Annotated in this window: 12 protein-coding genes; 6 read left to right on the top strand and 6 right to left on the bottom strand. The window is 72.1% G+C overall.

All coding sequences use genetic code 11. The features are described 5' to 3' along the window. Window positions 1-201, bottom strand: a 201-nt coding sequence (locus E0504_RS51505; RefSeq protein WP_207974651.1) for a hypothetical protein, incomplete at its 3' end; no start/stop codon positions are given. Window positions 202-244: 43 nt separating this feature from the next. Here E0504_RS51505 and E0504_RS37095 point away from each other — a divergent pair. From E0504_RS37095 to meaB, 4 genes are all read left to right on the top strand, one after another. Next, window positions 245-802: a SigE family RNA polymerase sigma factor gene (locus tag E0504_RS37095; protein WP_050796088.1), complete on the top strand. Its 558-nt coding sequence runs from the start codon at window positions 245-247 to the stop codon at window positions 800-802. Continuing rightward, window positions 799-1,797 carry a VCBS repeat-containing protein gene (locus E0504_RS37090; RefSeq protein WP_131626770.1) on the top strand — a complete coding sequence of 333 codons (999 nt, stop codon included), beginning with the start codon at window positions 799-801 and terminating at the stop codon, window positions 1,795-1,797. Before E0504_RS37095 ends, E0504_RS37090 begins: the two co-directional genes overlap by 4 nt. Window positions 1,798-2,209: 412 nt before the next feature. Continuing rightward, window positions 2,210-3,394 carry an acetyl-CoA C-acetyltransferase gene (locus tag E0504_RS37085; protein ID WP_112109406.1) on the top strand — a complete coding sequence of 395 codons (1,185 nt, stop codon included), beginning with the start codon at window positions 2,210-2,212 and terminating at the stop codon, window positions 3,392-3,394. A gap of 14 nt (window positions 3,395-3,408) precedes the next feature. Then, complete coding sequence (gene meaB, locus E0504_RS37080; RefSeq protein ID WP_112109414.1) at window positions 3,409-4,464, top strand: methylmalonyl Co-A mutase-associated GTPase MeaB; 1,056 nt, start codon at window positions 3,409-3,411, stop codon at window positions 4,462-4,464. Between the two features lie 53 nt (window positions 4,465-4,517). Here meaB and E0504_RS37075 read toward each other — a convergent pair whose 3' ends face one another. Further along, window positions 4,518-5,987 (bottom strand): hybrid sensor histidine kinase/response regulator, encoded by a 1,470-nt coding sequence (locus tag E0504_RS37075; RefSeq protein ID WP_112109407.1) that lies wholly within the window; start codon window positions 5,985-5,987, stop codon window positions 4,518-4,520. A 246-nt stretch (window positions 5,988-6,233) separates the two neighbouring features. Here E0504_RS37075 and E0504_RS37070 point away from each other — a divergent pair, with 246 nt between their 5' ends. Further along, on the top strand, window positions 6,234-6,530 hold the full coding sequence (locus E0504_RS37070) for an MTH1187 family thiamine-binding protein (RefSeq protein WP_020458684.1): 297 nt from the start codon (window positions 6,234-6,236) through the stop codon (window positions 6,528-6,530). A 174-nt stretch (window positions 6,531-6,704) separates the two neighbouring features. After that, window positions 6,705-7,643 (top strand): tetratricopeptide repeat protein, encoded by a 939-nt coding sequence (locus E0504_RS37065; RefSeq protein WP_112109408.1) that lies wholly within the window; start codon window positions 6,705-6,707, stop codon window positions 7,641-7,643. Window positions 7,644-7,740: 97 nt separating this feature from the next. Here E0504_RS37065 and glgB read toward each other — a convergent pair whose 3' ends face one another. The 4 genes from glgB to E0504_RS37045 all read right to left on the bottom strand — a co-directional run bounded on the left by glgB (window position 7,741) and on the right by E0504_RS37045 (window position 15,783). Further along, the gene (gene glgB / locus E0504_RS37060; protein ID WP_131626772.1) at window positions 7,741-10,269 is read right to left on the bottom strand and encodes a 1,4-alpha-glucan branching protein GlgB; all 2,529 of its coding nucleotides are present in this window, start codon (window positions 10,267-10,269) and stop codon (window positions 7,741-7,743) included. 125 nt (window positions 10,270-10,394) lie between these two features. After that, window positions 10,395-11,783 (bottom strand): aminoglycoside phosphotransferase, encoded by a 1,389-nt coding sequence (locus E0504_RS37055; protein WP_112109410.1) that lies wholly within the window; start codon window positions 11,781-11,783, stop codon window positions 10,395-10,397. A 266-nt stretch (window positions 11,784-12,049) separates the two neighbouring features. Next, window positions 12,050-13,768 carry a maltose alpha-D-glucosyltransferase gene (treS, locus tag E0504_RS37050; RefSeq protein ID WP_071065997.1) on the bottom strand — a complete coding sequence of 573 codons (1,719 nt, stop codon included), beginning with the start codon at window positions 13,766-13,768 and terminating at the stop codon, window positions 12,050-12,052. After that, window positions 13,765-15,783: an alpha-1,4-glucan--maltose-1-phosphate maltosyltransferase gene (locus E0504_RS37045; RefSeq protein ID WP_112109411.1), complete on the bottom strand. Its 2,019-nt coding sequence runs from the start codon at window positions 15,781-15,783 to the stop codon at window positions 13,765-13,767. The genes treS and E0504_RS37045 overlap by 4 nt, the downstream gene beginning before the upstream one ends. Between the last annotated feature and the right edge of the window lie 239 nt (window positions 15,784-16,022).

Here is a 16,022-nt window from a genome sequence, read left to right as displayed (position 1 = left end):
CGCCCGCCGCTCCGGCGAACGCCCCCCACCAGCCATGATCGCTTCGAGGATCCGCTTCATTCTCGATCTACCTCCGGCGTCTGTCGGGTGCCCGGTGGCGGGGCTCCGCCGCCCGGCGTGGTGGACGACCCGCAGGTCGGCGGGCCAGGAGAACTGAGGGGTGTCGGCGTGCCGCGCGACGCGATAGAACTTCTGGGACAACCTTGGAGGGTCGGCGCGCGTCAGACTTTGCGTGACCGCGCCCATGACAGTCGTGGAAGGGTGGCGGCCCGTGCCTGCGCGGAGCGACGCCGCCCGTAGCGCCGTCGCGCGGGACGCCGACGCCGCTCTGACGGCGTTGTACTCCGAGCACTACCGATCCCTCGTCCGTCTCGCGGCACTGCTGCTGGATGACATCGGGTTGTGCGAGGAGGTCGTGCAGGACGCCTACATCCGGGTGCACGGTGCCTGGGGTCGGCTCCAGGACCGGGACAAGGCCCTGGCCTACCTCCGTCAGACGGTGGTCAATCTCGCACGGTCCACCCTCCGGCGTCGACTGGTCGCTCTCAAGCACGCCCCCAAGCCGATGCCCGACGCCGCGAGCGCCGAAGAGGGGGCCTACTCTCTGGTCGAGCGGGCCGCCGTCGTCCAGGCACTGCGGGAGCTGCCCAGACGGCAACGGGAAGCGGTCGTGCTCCGCTACTACGCGGACATGTCGGAGGCTGACGCCGCCGCGGTGATGGGCTGCAGCGTCGGGTCGGTGAAGGCCTACACGTCACGGGGGCTGGCGGCACTGAGCGGCAAGCTGGAGGGCCTGCGGTGAGCAGCGGGCTCGAACCGGAGGAGCTCACCCGCCTGCTGCGGGCGGCGGTGGAGCCCGTGCGGGCGTCCCCCGACGCGCTGCACCGCATCCGGGCCGGGGTGGAGCGCCGCCGCTGGTGGCGCCTGCCGCTGATGGCCACCGGTGGCGTGGCGATGGCCGCCCTGATCGTCCTGGCCATCGTCGCGGTCCGGCCGAAGTCGTCGAACCAGCAGGTCGTCGAGCCTGCCGCACCGCCGCTGGTGTCCTCGGTGCTCTCCGAGACCAGCCGGCCGGCGACCCCGTCCACCGGGGGGTCTGGCGGCTCGAACGGCGGCAACGGCGTCCCCGGCTCGACCAGGCCGCCGCGGGCGACGTCCAGCCCGTCGGTGGCGGCGACGACCCCGCCGTCCACCGTGAGCCCGTCGAGCCCGCCCGCGAGCTCGACGCCGGGGCCTGGCGGCTCCGGTGCTGCGGACCTGCCCACCCCCGTTACCCGGCCGGCGGGCGCCAGCGACGTGGACGGGGACGGGATCGGCGACCCGGTCCGGGTCAACGAGACGACCTCGAAGATCGAGGTGACCCTCTCCCGCAGTGGCAGGACCACCAGCGTCGACCTGCCCGGCCTGCAGCTTCCGACGGTTCACGCCGTCGTGGACGCGAACGTCGACGGCTTCGCCGAGATTCTGGTCCGCACCGCGACCCGCGACGGCATCGAGGAGTACACGATGCTCCGCTACGCCGCGCGGGACGTGCTCGCGCCGGTCACCCTCGGCCCCGGAGTGCGCCTGTCCGCCGGCCAGCGCGACAACGCCGGCTTCGGCTTCGGCTGCGACGAGACCGGGATGCGGCTCGTCGCCGGCACGTCGTCGACCGTCGGAACGGACTTCCAGGTCGTCACCACCCCGCTCCAGCTCACCCTGGAGGGGCTGGTCACGGCCGGGCAGGGCACGACCACCCAGATGCCGGCGTCGGGCGCGAACAGCCAGTTCCGGGCATCCTGCGGCGTCTTCTCCTGACCGGTCCGCCCACCGGTCCGTTCTTCCTGACCGGTCCGCCCACCGGTCCGTTCTTCCTGACCGGTCCGCCCACCGGTCCGTTCTTCCTGACCGGTAGGCCGACGGCCCGTTCGTCCTGACCGCCGCCGTGGTTCGCCGCCGCTCCTCCCGGCCGCCGCTCCTCCGGGCGCGGCGGGCGATGTTCGTCACACAGGGCCGCCCTGGGGCTGTTCCGGCGGGCGGCACCCCCGGCGCGTCCACCAAGATCACGTTATTGTTGCTGGGAGAGTTTTGTTCTCCCCACCCGTCCGGCTGTCGTGGCCGGCGGAACGCGGTCGCGGCACATCGCGGGGGTAGCCTCGCGGCATATCGCGGGGGTAATCGTGCAGGGCCGGTGCCGCGCGAGCCGGTACCCGTGACCTAGGAGGCGTCCATGCCTGGTTCTGTCATCGTGGCCGGTGCGCGCACCCCGATCGGCAAGCTCTCCGGCGCCCTCAAGGACTTCACCGCGGTCGACCTGGGCGGTATCGCCATCCGCGCCGCGCTCGAGCGGGCCGGGCTGGCCGGCGACGCCGTCGACTACGTCATCCTGGGCCAGGTCATCCAGGCCGGCGCCGGACAGGCCGCCGCCCGCCAGGCCGCCGTGAAGGGCGGCATCCCGATGACGGTGCCGTCCACCAGCGTCAACAAGGTGTGCCTGTCGGGCCTGAACGCCATCTCGCTGGCGGACCTCTACATCTCCAGCGGTCAGTACGACGTCATCGTGGCCGGTGGCATGGAGTCGATGACCCGCGCGCCGCACCTGCTGCCCGCGCTGCGTGGCGGCGTCAAGTACGGCGACACCACCCTGACGGACTCGATCGCGGTGGATGCCCTCACCTGCGGGTTCGACCAGGTGTCGATGGGTCTCGCGACAGACCGGTACAACTCCCGCTACGGCATCACCCGCGAGGAGCAGGACGAGTTCAGCGCCCGGTCCCATCAGCGGGCCGCGGCCGCGGCGAAGAACGGCCTGTTCGAGAACGAGATCGTCCCGGTCGAGGTGCCCCAGCGCCGCGGCGACCCGATCGTCGTCAGCGCGGACGAGGGCGTCCGGGCCGAGACGACCGCGGAGAGCTTGGCCAAGCTGCGCCCGGCGTTCGACAAGGCCGGCTCGATCACCGCCGGCTCGGCCTCCCAGATCTCGGACGGCGCGGCCGCGGTCGTCGTGACGAGCCGGGCGAAGGCCGAGGAGCTGGGCCTGCCGATCATCGCCGAGGTGGGCCACCACGGCTACGTGTCCGGCCCGGACTCGTCCCTGCACTCCCAGCCGTCGAACGCGATCCTCGCCGCCCTGGCGAAGGAGAAGCTGACCCCGGCCGACCTCGACCTCGTCGAGATCAACGAGGCGTTCGCGGCCGTCGGCATCCAGTCGATGCGCGAGCTGGGGATCGGCCCGGACATCACCAACGTCAACGGCGGCGCGATCGCGGTCGGCCACCCGGTCGGGATGTCCGGCACCCGGGTCGCGCTCACCCTCCTGCTCGAGCTGCAGCGTCGCGGCGGCGGCATCGGCGCGGCGGCGCTGTGCGGCGGCGGCGGCCAGGGTGACGCCCTGGTGCTGCGCGTTCCGGCGTGAGCTCGGGCTCCGGCGTGAGCGCGGGCTCCGCCGGGGTCGCTCCAGCCGGGCGGGCGCGCGCCGCGCGCCCGAGCCCGGCGGAGCTCACCACCGCCGCCCTGGCCGGTGACCGGCGCGCGGTGGCCCGCCTGATCTCGCTCGTCGAGGACGAATCCGACGCCCTGCGCGAGGTGAGCGCCCTGCTCGCCCCGCACACCGGCCGGGCCCGGGTGATCGGTCTGACCGGGGCTCCCGGGGTGGGGAAGTCGACGTCCACCTCGGCGCTGGTCGGCGCCTTCCGGGCTCGCGGGCTGCGGGTGGGCGTGCTCGCGATCGACCCGAGCTCCCCGTTCACCGGCGGCGCGCTGCTGGGCGACCGGGTCCGGATGGTCGAGCACGCCACCGACCCGGACGTGTTCGTCCGCTCCCTGGCCACCAGGGGCAACCTCGGCGGGCTGTCCTGGGCCACCCCACAGGCGCTGAGGGTCCTCGACGCGGCCGGCTTCGACATCGTGCTGATCGAGACCGTCGGTGTCGGCCAGGCCGAGGTGGATGTCGCCTCGCTGGCCGACACCACGCTGGTCCTGCTCGCCCCGGGCATGGGGGACGGGATCCAGGCGGCCAAGGCCGGCATCATGGAGATCGCCGACATCCTCGTCGTCAACAAGGCCGACCGTCCCGGCGCCGACCACACCTACCGCGACCTCGTCGCCGCCGTCCGGATGGCCGGTGGCAGGGCGGTCGGTGGCACGGCGGCCGGTGGGGAGACGGAAGCCGGCTGGCGGCCCGAGGTCGTGCGACTCGAGGCCGCGACCGGGAAGGGCGTGCCGAAGCTCCTGGACGCGATCGAGCGCCACCACGACTGGCTGCGGGCGTCCGGTGAGCTCGAACGCCGCCGGCTGCACCGCGCGGCCGAGGAGATCTCCCAGATCGCCCTGGCCGGCATGCGGGCCCGGCTGGGCAGGCTCAACGGCGCGGCCCAGCTGGCCGACCTGGCCCGCCAGGTCACCTCCGGCCGCCTCGACCCCTATACCGCGGCCGCCACCCTCCTGGCCGCCATCCCCGACCCCCACCTCCCGCGCTCCGGGTGACGCGACGGTCAGCTGCCAGGGCGGCCAGCTGACAGCCGGCCGCCCTCCAGGCGTCAGGCGGTGGTGAGCTGCGAGGTGGCGGCGATCAGCGAGGTGACGTCCAGCGGCATGCCGAGGACCTGTACGGCGCCCGCCTGGCGCAGGCGGGTCCACTCGTCCGGGTCCACCTCGGTGGTCAGCACCAGGGCGGGGACGGTGCCCGCCACCGGGTCCGCGGCCAGCCGGGGGAGGAGGTCGACCGCGGTCACGTCCGGCAGGTCGCGGTCGAGGAGGACCAGCGACGGGCGGGCCCGCCGGATGGCCTCGACCGCGAGGGCCCCGCGCGGCACGCTGATGGTGTCCGCCCCGAGCGCGCTCGCCAGGGTGTCGCTGACCAGGGCGCGCAGCCCCGGGTCGCCGCTGACATGGACCACACGAAGGCCACCCGGCTCGAGCTGCCCGTCGCCCATGAAGTCGTCCGGGTCATCCTCGGTGTGGTCGTAACGGACGTCCACGGCGTCCAGGACGACCGCGAAGACGCTGCCCACCCCGGGCCTGCTGGCAACCGTCAGAACACCGCCCATCGCCGTCACAAGGGCGTGGGAGAGGGCCAGACCGAGGCCGCTGCCCTCGACTCCGGTGTCCTCGGCCCCGAGGCGCTCGAACGGCCGGAACAGCCGGGACAGCGCGGACGGGGACAGCCCGATCCCGTCGTCCTCCACCTCGATGCGGATCCGTGAACCGGTGACCGGGACCACGCCGACCCGGACGTTGCCGCCCTCCCGGCCGTACTTCAGCGCGTTGCCGACCAGGTTCAGCAGGACCTGCCACAGCCGGCGGCGGTCCGCGTCGGCGATCAGCGGCCGGGCCGGATGGATGATCCGCCGGATCCCGCGGCGCTCGGCCAGCGGCTCGACCAGCTCGACCACGCCCTGGACGATGTCCAGCACGTTCACCGGCCCCTTGTTGATGTCACCGCGCCCGGCGCGCAGCCGCGCCAGGTCGAGGACGTCGTCGATCAGGGCCTGCATGTGGCGGCCGCCGGTGATGATGCGCTCGACGTCCTCGTGCAGGTCGGGCGTGAGCGGTTCGAGCTCGAGGAGCTGGGCGAACCCGAGCATCGCGTTCAGCGGTGTGCGCAGCTCGTGGCCGAGCCGCGCGACGAACTCGTCCTTGGACCGCGACTCGGTCTCGGCGGCCCGGCGGGCACGCGCATCGACGGTGTCGCGGGCGACTATGACCATCCCGCCGGCCGGGTCCAGCCGCGCCGTGACCGTGTACGGCGCGGTCGTGCCGGCCAGGTCGATCAGCGAGACGGTGCCCCGCCACACGCCCGTCCGGGCCAGTGCCTGCGACACCGGGCCGGCGAGCTCGACCCGGCACGCGGGATCGACCACGTCGGACAGGTCGTGCAGGTGCGGCGCCGTGCCGATCCGGTCTCCCACGAACGCGCGCGCGGCCGCGCCGAGTTCGAGGACACGCCCGTCACCGCCGACGACCACCACCAGGTCGGTCAGCGTGTCGAGCAGGGTACTCAGCCCCACCTAAGCCTCGTCTGCCTCGTCATAAGTCTGCATCCACCCCACGGCGGGTCATGGTAGGGCGTACCGTCAGCGCGCGTTGTCCCGGGTTTGGTGAACTCCGGTCAATTCTCACCTAGCATCAACATCCCGTGACGGGTTCGTCGCGAAAAATGGCTCTCCGGTTGGGTGGGCACCCATGGTTCGACTCCGCGTGGAACCAGCACGGACCTCCGTGTCCGCAGCGCGAGGCATGGTAGGCCTGTCCACATGCTTGTTGCCTTCAGCGTCACTCCCATCGGTCTCGGCGAGGACGTCTCGGCTCCGGTCGCCGAGGCGGTCCGGGTCGTACGCGACTCCGGCCTGCCGAACGAGACCAACGCGATGTTCACGATCATCGAGGGCGAGTGGGCCGAGGTGATGGACGTCGTACGGCGGGCCACCGAGGCCGTGGCGGCCCGGTGTGGACGGGTGAGCCTGGTGCTCAAGGCTGATCTGCGTGAAGGCGTGAGCGACGCGCTGCACGCCAAGGTCGCCAGCGTCGAGCGCCACCTGGCCGGCGGCTGAGGCCGGGCGCCGGGTCTCCGGTCTCCGGGTGTCCGGGTGTTGCCACCGGGGTGACCACGCGCGGAAAAGTGGCCCGGGGGCGTCCTGACCGCGACCGCCGGGTGTAACGATGGAGACATGCAGCGGAGGTCACCTGTCCCACCCGGCTCGCCGCGCAGGGGCGGGCCGGGCAGTATGCCCGACACCCTCGGCGGCCTACGGCTCGCCGGTGCGGTTCCCCTAGACCCGAAGCCGGCCCAGCCGCCGGCGCCCCCGGCCGGCCGGGCCGGCCCCGGCGGCTCTCCCGGCGGCGCGGCGCCCGCCGGTGCCGCCGGCCCGGTCGTGATCGACGTGACCGAGGCGACGTTCGCCGAGGACGTCGTGAACCGTTCCATGCAGGTTCCCGTGGTCATCGACTTCTGGGCCGAGTGGTGCGGGCCGTGCAAGCAGCTCAGCCCCGTCCTGGAGCGCCTCGCCGCCGCCGACGGTGGTCGCTGGGTGCTCGCCAAGGTGGACGTCGACGCCAACCCCGGTCTCGCGCAGGCCGCGGGCGTGCAGGGCATCCCCGCGGTCAAGGCGGTGGTCGGCGGTCGGATCATCGGAGAGTTCACCGGCGCGGTCCCCGAGCGGGAGGTGCGCGGCTGGCTGGACCAGCTCCTGAGCGTCGTCGGGGAGGCGATGGGCGGGCTGCCGGGGGCGGGAGCCGAGGGCGGTCCCGCGCTGCCGCCGAACATCGCCGCCGCGGAGGACGCGATGGCCACCGGCGACCTGGACGCGGCGGCCGCCGCCTACCAGGCCCAGCTCGCCGAGGCCCCCGGGGACGCGGACGCCACCCTCGGCCTGGCCCGGGTGGAGCTGCTGCGGCGGGTGCGCGGCTACGACCCGGCCTGGCTGCGTCAGCGGCTCTCGGAGAACCCCGACGACGTCGAGGCGGCGCTCGCGGTGGCCGACCTGACCATCGCCCAGGGCGACCCGGCCACCGGCCTGGGCCGCCTCGTCGACCTCGTCCGCCGCACCTCGGGCGACGACCGGGAGAAGCTGCGGGCGCATCTGGTCGGGCTGTTCCAGGCGCTGGGCGACGGCGAGCCGGCGGTCGCCCCGGCCCGGCGGGCCCTCGCCGCCGCCCTGTTCTGAGCACGTCTGTCTGACACTGCTGTCACCGCGGAGCCGCGGTGTGCCGCCGGGGAGGCCGAGTCCGACGAGGACCGGTCGCCCCGGCGGGGCCCGGCTGTCAGGCCTCGGGGTCGGACCGCACGCCGTCTGCCGGCTCGCCGGCGGTCAGCTCGTTGTCGGCCTGCCCGTCGGCAGAAGTTCCGTCGCCGGCAGGTCCGCCGTCGGCCGGCTCGTGCACGAACCAGACGGTGCCCAGCGGGGGAAGTGACAGGGCCGCCGAGGCGGGCAGGCCGTGCGACGGGTCCGCCACCGCGGTGATCCCGCCGAGGTTCCCCATGCCGCCGCCGCCGTAGTCGAGCGCGTCGGTGTTGAGCACCTCGCGCCAGCGGCCCGGAAACGGGAAGCCGAGGCGGTAGCCGACCTGGCCGACGCCGGCGAAGTTCGTCACGCACGCCAGCGCCCGCTCGCCGTCCTCACCCCAGCGTACGAACGCGAAGACGTTGTTCTCGGCGTCGCTGGCGTCGATCCACGAGAAGCCGCTCGGATCGGAGTCGCGCTCCCACAGGGCCGGGATCTCCCGGTAGGTGTGGTTGAGGTCGCGGACCAGGCGGGCCACCCCGCCGTGCCCGGCCTCGCCGAGCAGGTGCCAGTCCAGCGAGGTGGCCTCGCTCCACTCGTTGTCCTGGGCGAACTCGCAGCCCATGAACAGCAGCTGCTTGCCGGGGTGCGCCCACATGTAGCCGTAGAGCGCCCGCAGGTTGGCCAGCTGGGCCCGGCGGTCACCCGGCATCTTGCGCAGCAGCGAGCCCTTGCCGTGCACGACCTCGTCGTGGCTGAACGGCAGGACGAAGTTCTCGGAGAACGCGTACATCAGCGAGAACGTCATCTGGTGGTGGTGGTAGGTGCGGAACAGCGGCGCCCGCGACGAGTAGTCGAGGGTGTCGTGCATCCAGCCCATGTTCCACTTGAAGCCGAAGCCGAGGCCCCCGAGGTGGGTCGGGCGGGTCACGCCGGGCCAGGCCGTCGACTCCTCGGCGATCATCATCGCTCCCGGCACCCGCCGGTAGACGGTCGCGTTGACCTCCTGCAGCAGCGAGACGGCCTCCAGGTTCTCCCGGCCGCCGTGCGCGTTGGGCACCCACTCGCCCGAGGGCCGGGAGTAGTCGAGGTAGAGCATCGAGGCGACGGCGTCGACCCGCAGCCCGTCGACGTGGAACTCCTCCAGCCAGTACAGCGCGTTGGCGACGAGGAAGTTGCGCACCTCGGACCGGCCGAAGTCGAAGACGTAGGTGCCCCAGTCGGGCTGCTCGCCGCGGCGCGGGTCGGGGTGCTCGTAGAGCGGGGTGCCGTCGAAGCGGCCCAGCGCGAAGGCGTCCCGGGGGAAGTGGGCGGGCACCCAGTCGACGATCACGCCGATCCCGGCGGCGTGCAGCGCGTCGACGAGGTGCCGGAACTCGTCCGGGCTGCCGAAGCGGGACGTCGGCGCGTAGTACGAGGTGACCTGGTAGCCCCAGGAGCCACCGAACGGGTGCTCGGCAACCGGCAGCATCTCGACGTGGGTGAAGCCGTTCTCGCGCACGTACTCGACGAGCTGCTCGGCCAGCTCGAGGTAGCTCAGGCCGCGCCGCCACGAGGCCAGGTGCACCTCGTAGATGCTGACCGGCGCGGCGTGCCAGGGGATGCTCGCACGCCGCTCGAGCCAGGCCGCGTCGTCCCAGGTGTAGCTCGACTCGTGGACCACGCTGGCGGTGGCCGGGGGCTGCTCGGTGGCGAAGGCAAGCGGGTCCGCCTTCTGCCGCCACACGCCGTCAGAGCCGAGGATCTCGTACTTGTAGCGGGTGCCGGCCCCGATACCGGGGACGAACAGCTCCCAGACGCCCGACGAGCCCAGCGAGCGCATCGGGAAGCCGCGGCCGTCCCAGAAGTCGAAGTCGCCGACCACCCGCACACCGCGGGCGTTCGGCGCCCAGACCGCGAAGCTGACCCCCGCGACTGTCCCGGCGCCGCCGCCCGGCCCGCGGTCGAGGCGGCGCACGTGCGCGCCCAGGACGTGCCAGAGCCGCTCGTGACGTCCCTCGCCGATCAGGTGCAGGTCGATCTCGCCGAGCGTCGGCAGGTGCTGGTACGGGTCGTCGACCACGTGGGTCGAGTCGGGGTAGGTGACCTCGAACCGGTAGTCGGGGATGCCGCCGGGCACGGCGACGGCGAAGATCCCACCGCTGTGCAGCCTCGTCATCGGGTGGCGCGTCCCGTCGACGAGGACGGTGACGGCGGTGGCGTCGGGGCGCAGCGCGCGGATGAGTGTCCAGCCCCGGGTGGGGTGCGCGCCGAGCACGCCATGCGGGTCGTGGTGCGCGCCGCCGGCGAGGCGGTCGAGCACCTCCCCGGGCAGTCCCAGCGGGGGCGCGCTCGCCGGGTCCGGTGTGCCGGTCGGTTCCGGGGCACCGGCCGGGCGGGCCGCGGCGGTCGGTTCCGGAGCACCGCTCGGGGCCGCCGGATCCGCGCCACCGGTCCTGTCCGTGGCGCCGGTCCTCTCTACAACGCCTGGCCGGTCCACGACGGCGGTGTCGGTGAACCTCGACAGGTTCACCGAGTCAGGGCGCCCGTTCACGGATCCGGTCCGCCTCGTGTCGTCGGGGTCGTCCACTCCGGCCACCTGTCCTTCTCTCGTCGTCGAGATCGCGTCCCACCCAGGCGCCCCCCGGTGGGTTTCGGCGTGTCGCTCAGGGCGCGGGGAGCGCTGTTCGCTCAGCGCACGGGGCGTTTGTCCACTCAGGGCGCGGGGAGCTCAGTGGGTCGCCCGCCGGTCAACCGTTCGACCGAACGCAGCGGGATGCTGATCCAGCCCGGCCGGTGGCGCGCCTCATAGAGCACTTCGTACACGGCCTTGTCGAGCTCGAGACCACGCAGGACGGCGCCGCCGTCCCGGGGGTCCGCGCCGGACACCGCGCCGTAGCCGCGGCAGAAGGCGTCCCGGTTGCGGTCGGCCCACTCCAGCGCCCGGTAGGCCAGCGACGGCTCGTCGGAGCGCTCGAGCAGCATCGACTGGGCCGCGTAGTCGAACGACCGGAGCATGCCGGCGATGTCGCGCAGCGGGGATTCGAGCAGGGTCCGCTCGGGCACCGGCCGCGCCGGCTCACCCTCGAAGTCGAACAGCACCCAGCCCGACTCCACCCGCAGCACCTGGCCGAGATGCAGGTCGCCGTGGATGCGCTGGAACGGCGCCGCGTGGTCGGCGCGGCGGACCTCGTCGTAGGCGGTCCGCAGTGCGGCCTCGAACGGCGCGAGCTCCGCCACGGCCGCCAGCGCGGCGTCGAGCCGGCTGTGCAGGTAGTCGGCGACCTCGCCGAGCGCGGCGGCGTCGGCGGGCCGGGTCGGCAGCGCGGCGGCCAGGTCGCGGTGCACCTGGGCGGTCGCGGCGCCCAGCCGCTCGGCCTCGGCGGCGAAGTCGCCGCCCACCTCGTCGGCGTGCAGGTCGCCCTCGGCGTAGAGGTCGCGGACGCTGGCCAGGGCCAGCAGCCAGCCCTCGGCGCCGGTGCGCAGGAAGTCCTGCATGAACGCGAAGGTCGTCGGGACGCCGGAGAGCTGCCCGCTCAGCCAGGCCACCGGCCGGGCCACGTGCTCGCTGCCGGCGCGCGCCAGAACCCGGGTGATCTCCAGATCGGGATTCGTCCCGGGCCACAGGCGGCGGAAGACCTTCAGGATGTAGGCGTCGCCGTAGACGATCGAGGTGTTCGACTGCTCGGCGCCGACCGCGTGCGCGGGCAGGTCGTCCAACGACTCGACCGCCGTCGCGGTCAGCCCCTCGCGGCTCGCGCCCCGGCGCAGGTAGTCCAGCAGAGCGGCGCTTCCGTCGGAGTCGTGCAGGCCGTCGTAGACCAGGCCCACCGACGACTCGCCGATGAGGAACCCCTCGTGGCCGAAGGGGGCGTCCGGCCGGATCACCACCGGGACCTGGTAGTGGTCGGAGAGGCCGCCGTCGTCGTAGCGGACCTCCACCACCAGCAGGTGCATCGCCGCCTTCACCGCCGCGTCGAGGCTGAGGCGGACGTCCTGCCCGACGCGCAGCCTCCCGCCCGGCCGGCCCTTGCCCGCGAACCAGCGCTGCCTGGGCAGCCAGTCCGAGAGCAGGGCCGTGAGCTCGGAGTGGTGGTCCGTCATGCCCGACCTCCCTGCGCGTCACTTTTCACTTCGTCATCGGCGTCGAGCCGCCCCGCCGTGTTCCGCGGCTCTCCTCCGGCCTGGGTGCCGCCCGGGATGTGGAGAACCGCGCGGCACCGGAGGAGTGAATCCTGGCGTCGTCCGGCCCGGAGATCAAGACCGAACCGACCGGGTTCGGCCCGGTTCGGTTCCGCCCGGACACACCGCGCGGGCGACGCCAGCCGTACGGCGCGTCCAGCCGCATGTCCTGACGGCTGTCCTGACGTCTACTGAGTGAATTCCCCCGGATTGGACAGAGCGAACCAGTAGTGTCCGTGACCGGGCAGTGTCAGCAGGTACGGAAGCTCGCCGACCGGTGGGAAATGGACCCGGCCGAGCAGCTCCACCGGCACCAGGCCGGCGAATCTCCGCAGGTCGAGCTCGACGGGCTGGGCGAACCGGGAGAGGTTCGCGACGCAGAGCACCCTGTCGTCACCGAACTCCCGGACATACGCGAAGACCGACGGGTTCGACGCGCCGAGCTCCTCGTAGGTGCCGAGCCCGAAGACGGGATGCCGCTTGCGGACCTCGATCATCCGCCTGGTCCAGGACAGGAACGACGTCGGCATCCGCTGCTCGGCCTCGACGTTCAGTGCCTGGTAGCCGTACACCGGGTCCATGATCACCGGTAGGTACAGCCGGGCCGGGTCGGTTGTCGAGAACCCGGCGTTGCGGTCCGGGGACCACTGCATCGGGGTGCGCACGCCGTCGCGGTCACCGAGATAGATGTTGTCGCCCATACCGATCTCGTCGCCGTAGTAGAGCACGGGACTGCCGGGCAGGGAGAGCAGCAGGGCGGTGAACAGCTCCATCTGGTCGCGGCTGTTGTCCAGCAGCGGGGCGAGGCGTCGGCGGATCCCGATGTTCGCCTTCATACGCGGGTCCTTCGCGTACTCGGCGTACATGTAGTCCCGCTCCTCGTCGGTGACCATCTCCAGGGTCAGCTCGTCGTGGTTGCGCAGGAAGATGCCCCACTGGCAGTTCGGCGGGATCTCCGGGGTCTGCGCCAGGATCTCCGAGATCGGGTAGCGCGACTCCCGCCGCACCGCCATGAAGATGCGCGGCATCAGTGGGAAGTGGAAGGCCATGTGGCACTCGTCGTCGTTGCCGAAGTACTGGACGACGTCCGAGGGCCACTGGTTCGCCTCGGCCAGCATGACCCTGTCGGCGTACTTGGCGTCGATCTCCTTGCGGACCCGGCGCAGGTACTCGTGCGTCTCCGGCAGGTTCTCCCCGTTCGTGCCCTCGCGCACGTACAGGTAGGGAACGGCGTCCAGGCGGAACCCGTCGAGGCCGAGGTCGAGCCAGAAGCGCAGGACCTCCAGCATCGCCTCCTGGACGTCCGGGTTGTCGTAGTTGAGGTCGGGCTGGTGGGAGAAGAACCGGTGCCAGTAGTACTGCCCGCGCACCGGGTCCCAGGTCCAGTTCGACTTCTCGGTGTCGACGAAGATGATCCGGGCGTCGGGGTACTTCTCGTCGGTGTCGGACCAGACGTAGAAGTCGCCGTACGGCCCGTCCGGGTCCGAGCGGGACGCCTGGAACCACGGGTGTGCGTCGGAGGTGTGGTTCATCACCAGGTCGGCGATGATCCGTAGCCCGCGCCGGTGCGCCTCGTCGACGAGGTTGATGAAGTCACCCAGGTCCCCGAACTCGGGGAGGATCTGGAAGTAGTCGCTGATGTCGTACCCGCCGTCGCGCAGCGGCGAGGAGTAGATGGGCAGCAGCCACAGGCAGTCCACGCCGAGCCACTCGAGGTAGTCCAGTTTCGAGACCAGCCCGGCCAGGTCACCGGTGCCGTCGCCGTTGGAGTCGGCGAAGCCGCGGACGAGGACCTCGTAGAACACGGCCCGCTTGAACCACAGTGGGTCCTGGGACGTCCCCGTGTCGCCGCCCTCGGCCGCGGTCTCGCGCAGCGGTTGCTCCGCGAACGGTTCCGACTCGTTCACGGCAGGCGCCGCGCGGTCAGGATGTGGGCGGGCTCGGTCGGCTCCAGGCGGACGTAGTTCTCACGGCCCCACTGGTAGGTGGCGCCGGTTATCTCGTCGTGCACTTCGAAGCGGTCGCCCCAGTCAAGCCCGAGAGCGGGCATGTCCAGTCGCACGGTGGTCTCCCGGGCCGAATGCGGGTCAAGATTGACGACGACGATGACGAGGTCGTCGTCGGGGCGGAGGCGGCCGAGGGCGGGTCCGCCCGCCCGGGCCGTGGTGTGCCGTTTGGAGAAGACTGTGATCTCGGGCGTCGCGGACTCGTGGATGTGCAGGTTGCGCATCCAGTGCAGGGCCGGGTGGTCGCGCCGGATCTGGTTGAGCCGGGTGAGGTAGGGCGCCAGCGAGGCCCCGGCGCGTTCCGCGCCGGCCCAGTCCCGCGGCTTGTACTGGTATTTCTCCGAGTCGAGGTACTCCTCGCTCCCGGCCCGCACGGGGGAGTTCTCGTACAGCTCGTACCCCGCGTACACCCCCCAGGTCGGGGAGAGCATCGAGGCGAGCACCGCCCGGATGCGGAACGCCGCCGGCCCGCCCGTCTGCAGGAACCCGGGCAGGATGTCCGGGGTGTTGACGAAGAAGTTGGGCCGCATGTAGTGCGCCGCGTCGACCAGCTCCTGCGCGTACTCCTCCAGCTCACGGCGCTCGTTGCGCCAGGTGAAGTAGGTGTAGGACTGGGTGAAGCCAATCTTGGCGAGCGTGTGCATCATCGCCGGGCGGGTGAACGCCTCGGCCAGGAACAGCACGTCCGGCTCGGTCGCCTTGACCTGGCCGATGAGCCACTCCCAGAACTCGACCGGCTTCGTGTGCGGATTGTCCACCCGGAAGATCCGGACGCCGCGGGCCGTCCAGAACCGGACCACCCGCAGAATCTCGTGATATAGACCGATCGGGTCGGCGTCGAAGTTCAGGGGGTAGATGTCCTGGTACTTCTTCGGCGGATTCTCCGCGTACGCGATCGAGCCGTCGCTGCGCACGACGAACCACTCCGGATGGTGCTTCGCCCAGGGGTGGTCCGGCGCGCACTGCAACGCCAGGTCGAGTGCGACCTCCATGCCGAGCGAGCGGGCCCGCGCGACGAAGAGGTCGAAGTCGTCCAGGGTCCCCAGATCCGGGTGGACGGCGTCGTGGCCGCCCTGCGAGCTGCCGATGGCCCACGGTGAACCGGGGTCCTCCGGGCCGGGCGTGAGGGTGTTGTTCGGGCCCTTGCGGTTGATCTCGCCGATCGGGTGGATCGGTGGCAGATAGACCACGTCGAAGCCCATCGCGGCGACGGCCGGCAGTCGTTCCGCGGCGGTGAGGAAGGTGCCCGATCGCGGTGGGTCGAGGCTCGCACCCTCGGACCGGGGGAACAGCTCGTACCAGCTGCCGTAGAGCGCCCGCTCGCGGTCCACCCACACCCGGTACAACGGGGTGCGGGTCACGAGCTCGCGCAGCGGGTGCTCGTCGAGCAGACCGGCCAGCTCCGGGGAGCAGGCGGCGGCCATGCGCTCGTGCGGATCCGTCACGTTGTCATCGCGCAGGACCGCGACGGCCCGCGCGATGTCGACCCGGCGGGGCTCGGGCACTCCGGGCAGCGCGCGCAGCAGCAGCCGCGCGCCGTCCTCGAAGTCGACCGCCAGCTCGTCCACCGTCTGGCCGGCACCGACCTTGAGCTCGATGCCGTGCCGCCAGGTGGCCAGCGGATCAGCCCAGGCCTCCACGCGATAGCCCCACAGGCCCTCGCGGCCCATGGCGACATCGGCCTCGTAGCGGTCCGTGCCCGCGCCGGCGAGTTTCATCCGCGTAAACGGAACTCCCTGGCCGTCGGGGCCGGAAAGAACGACATTGGCCCCGATGAGGTCATGCCCCTCACGGAAGACCGTCGCGCTGACGGTGAGGGTTTCCCCCTCCACCGCCCGCGACGGCCACTGGCCACAGGAGACGACCGGGCGCGCGTCAGTGATGACAACCCGGCCTACTGAACGTCCGATCATCATGGGGACCTTATCCAGACGAACCACGACTCAATGGTCGACCCTGTACATGGCGTTCGGTGACACCGCCACGTGAACTGCATGCAACCACCGGATGGGCCCACGTTGTCTCTGTGGTGGGTCTGCCTGTGCTGTCCCGATGGTCACGGTCCTGACCGATGTTCCCGGCTTGCTCCGGTGGTTAACCTTCCGCGGCGAGTATTGCTCTCGTAGACACTGTGGTGTGTCCGGTGGGTGACGTC

The organism is Parafrankia sp. BMG5.11 (genome assembly GCF_004337455.1).
This window is presented reverse-complemented; position numbering and strand designations above follow the sequence as displayed.

Excerpts from the sequence above, each read along its gene's own strand:
- E0504_RS37055 (WP_112109410.1), bottom strand. The coding sequence starts at position 11,783 with ATGACGGACCACCACTCCGAGCTCACGGCCCTGCTCTCGGACTGGCTG.
- E0504_RS37065 (WP_112109408.1), top strand. The coding sequence starts at position 6,705 with ATGCCCGACACCCTCGGCGGCCTACGGCTCGCCGGTGCGGTTCCCCTA.
- E0504_RS37085 (WP_112109406.1), top strand. The coding sequence starts at position 2,210 with ATGCCTGGTTCTGTCATCGTGGCCGGTGCGCGCACCCCGATCGGCAAG.
- E0504_RS37095 (WP_050796088.1), top strand. The coding sequence starts at position 245 with ATGACAGTCGTGGAAGGGTGGCGGCCCGTGCCTGCGCGGAGCGACGCC.
- E0504_RS37045 (WP_112109411.1), bottom strand. The coding sequence starts at position 15,783 with ATGATGATCGGACGTTCAGTAGGCCGGGTTGTCATCACTGACGCGCGC.
- E0504_RS37070 (WP_020458684.1), top strand. The coding sequence starts at position 6,234 with ATGCTTGTTGCCTTCAGCGTCACTCCCATCGGTCTCGGCGAGGACGTC.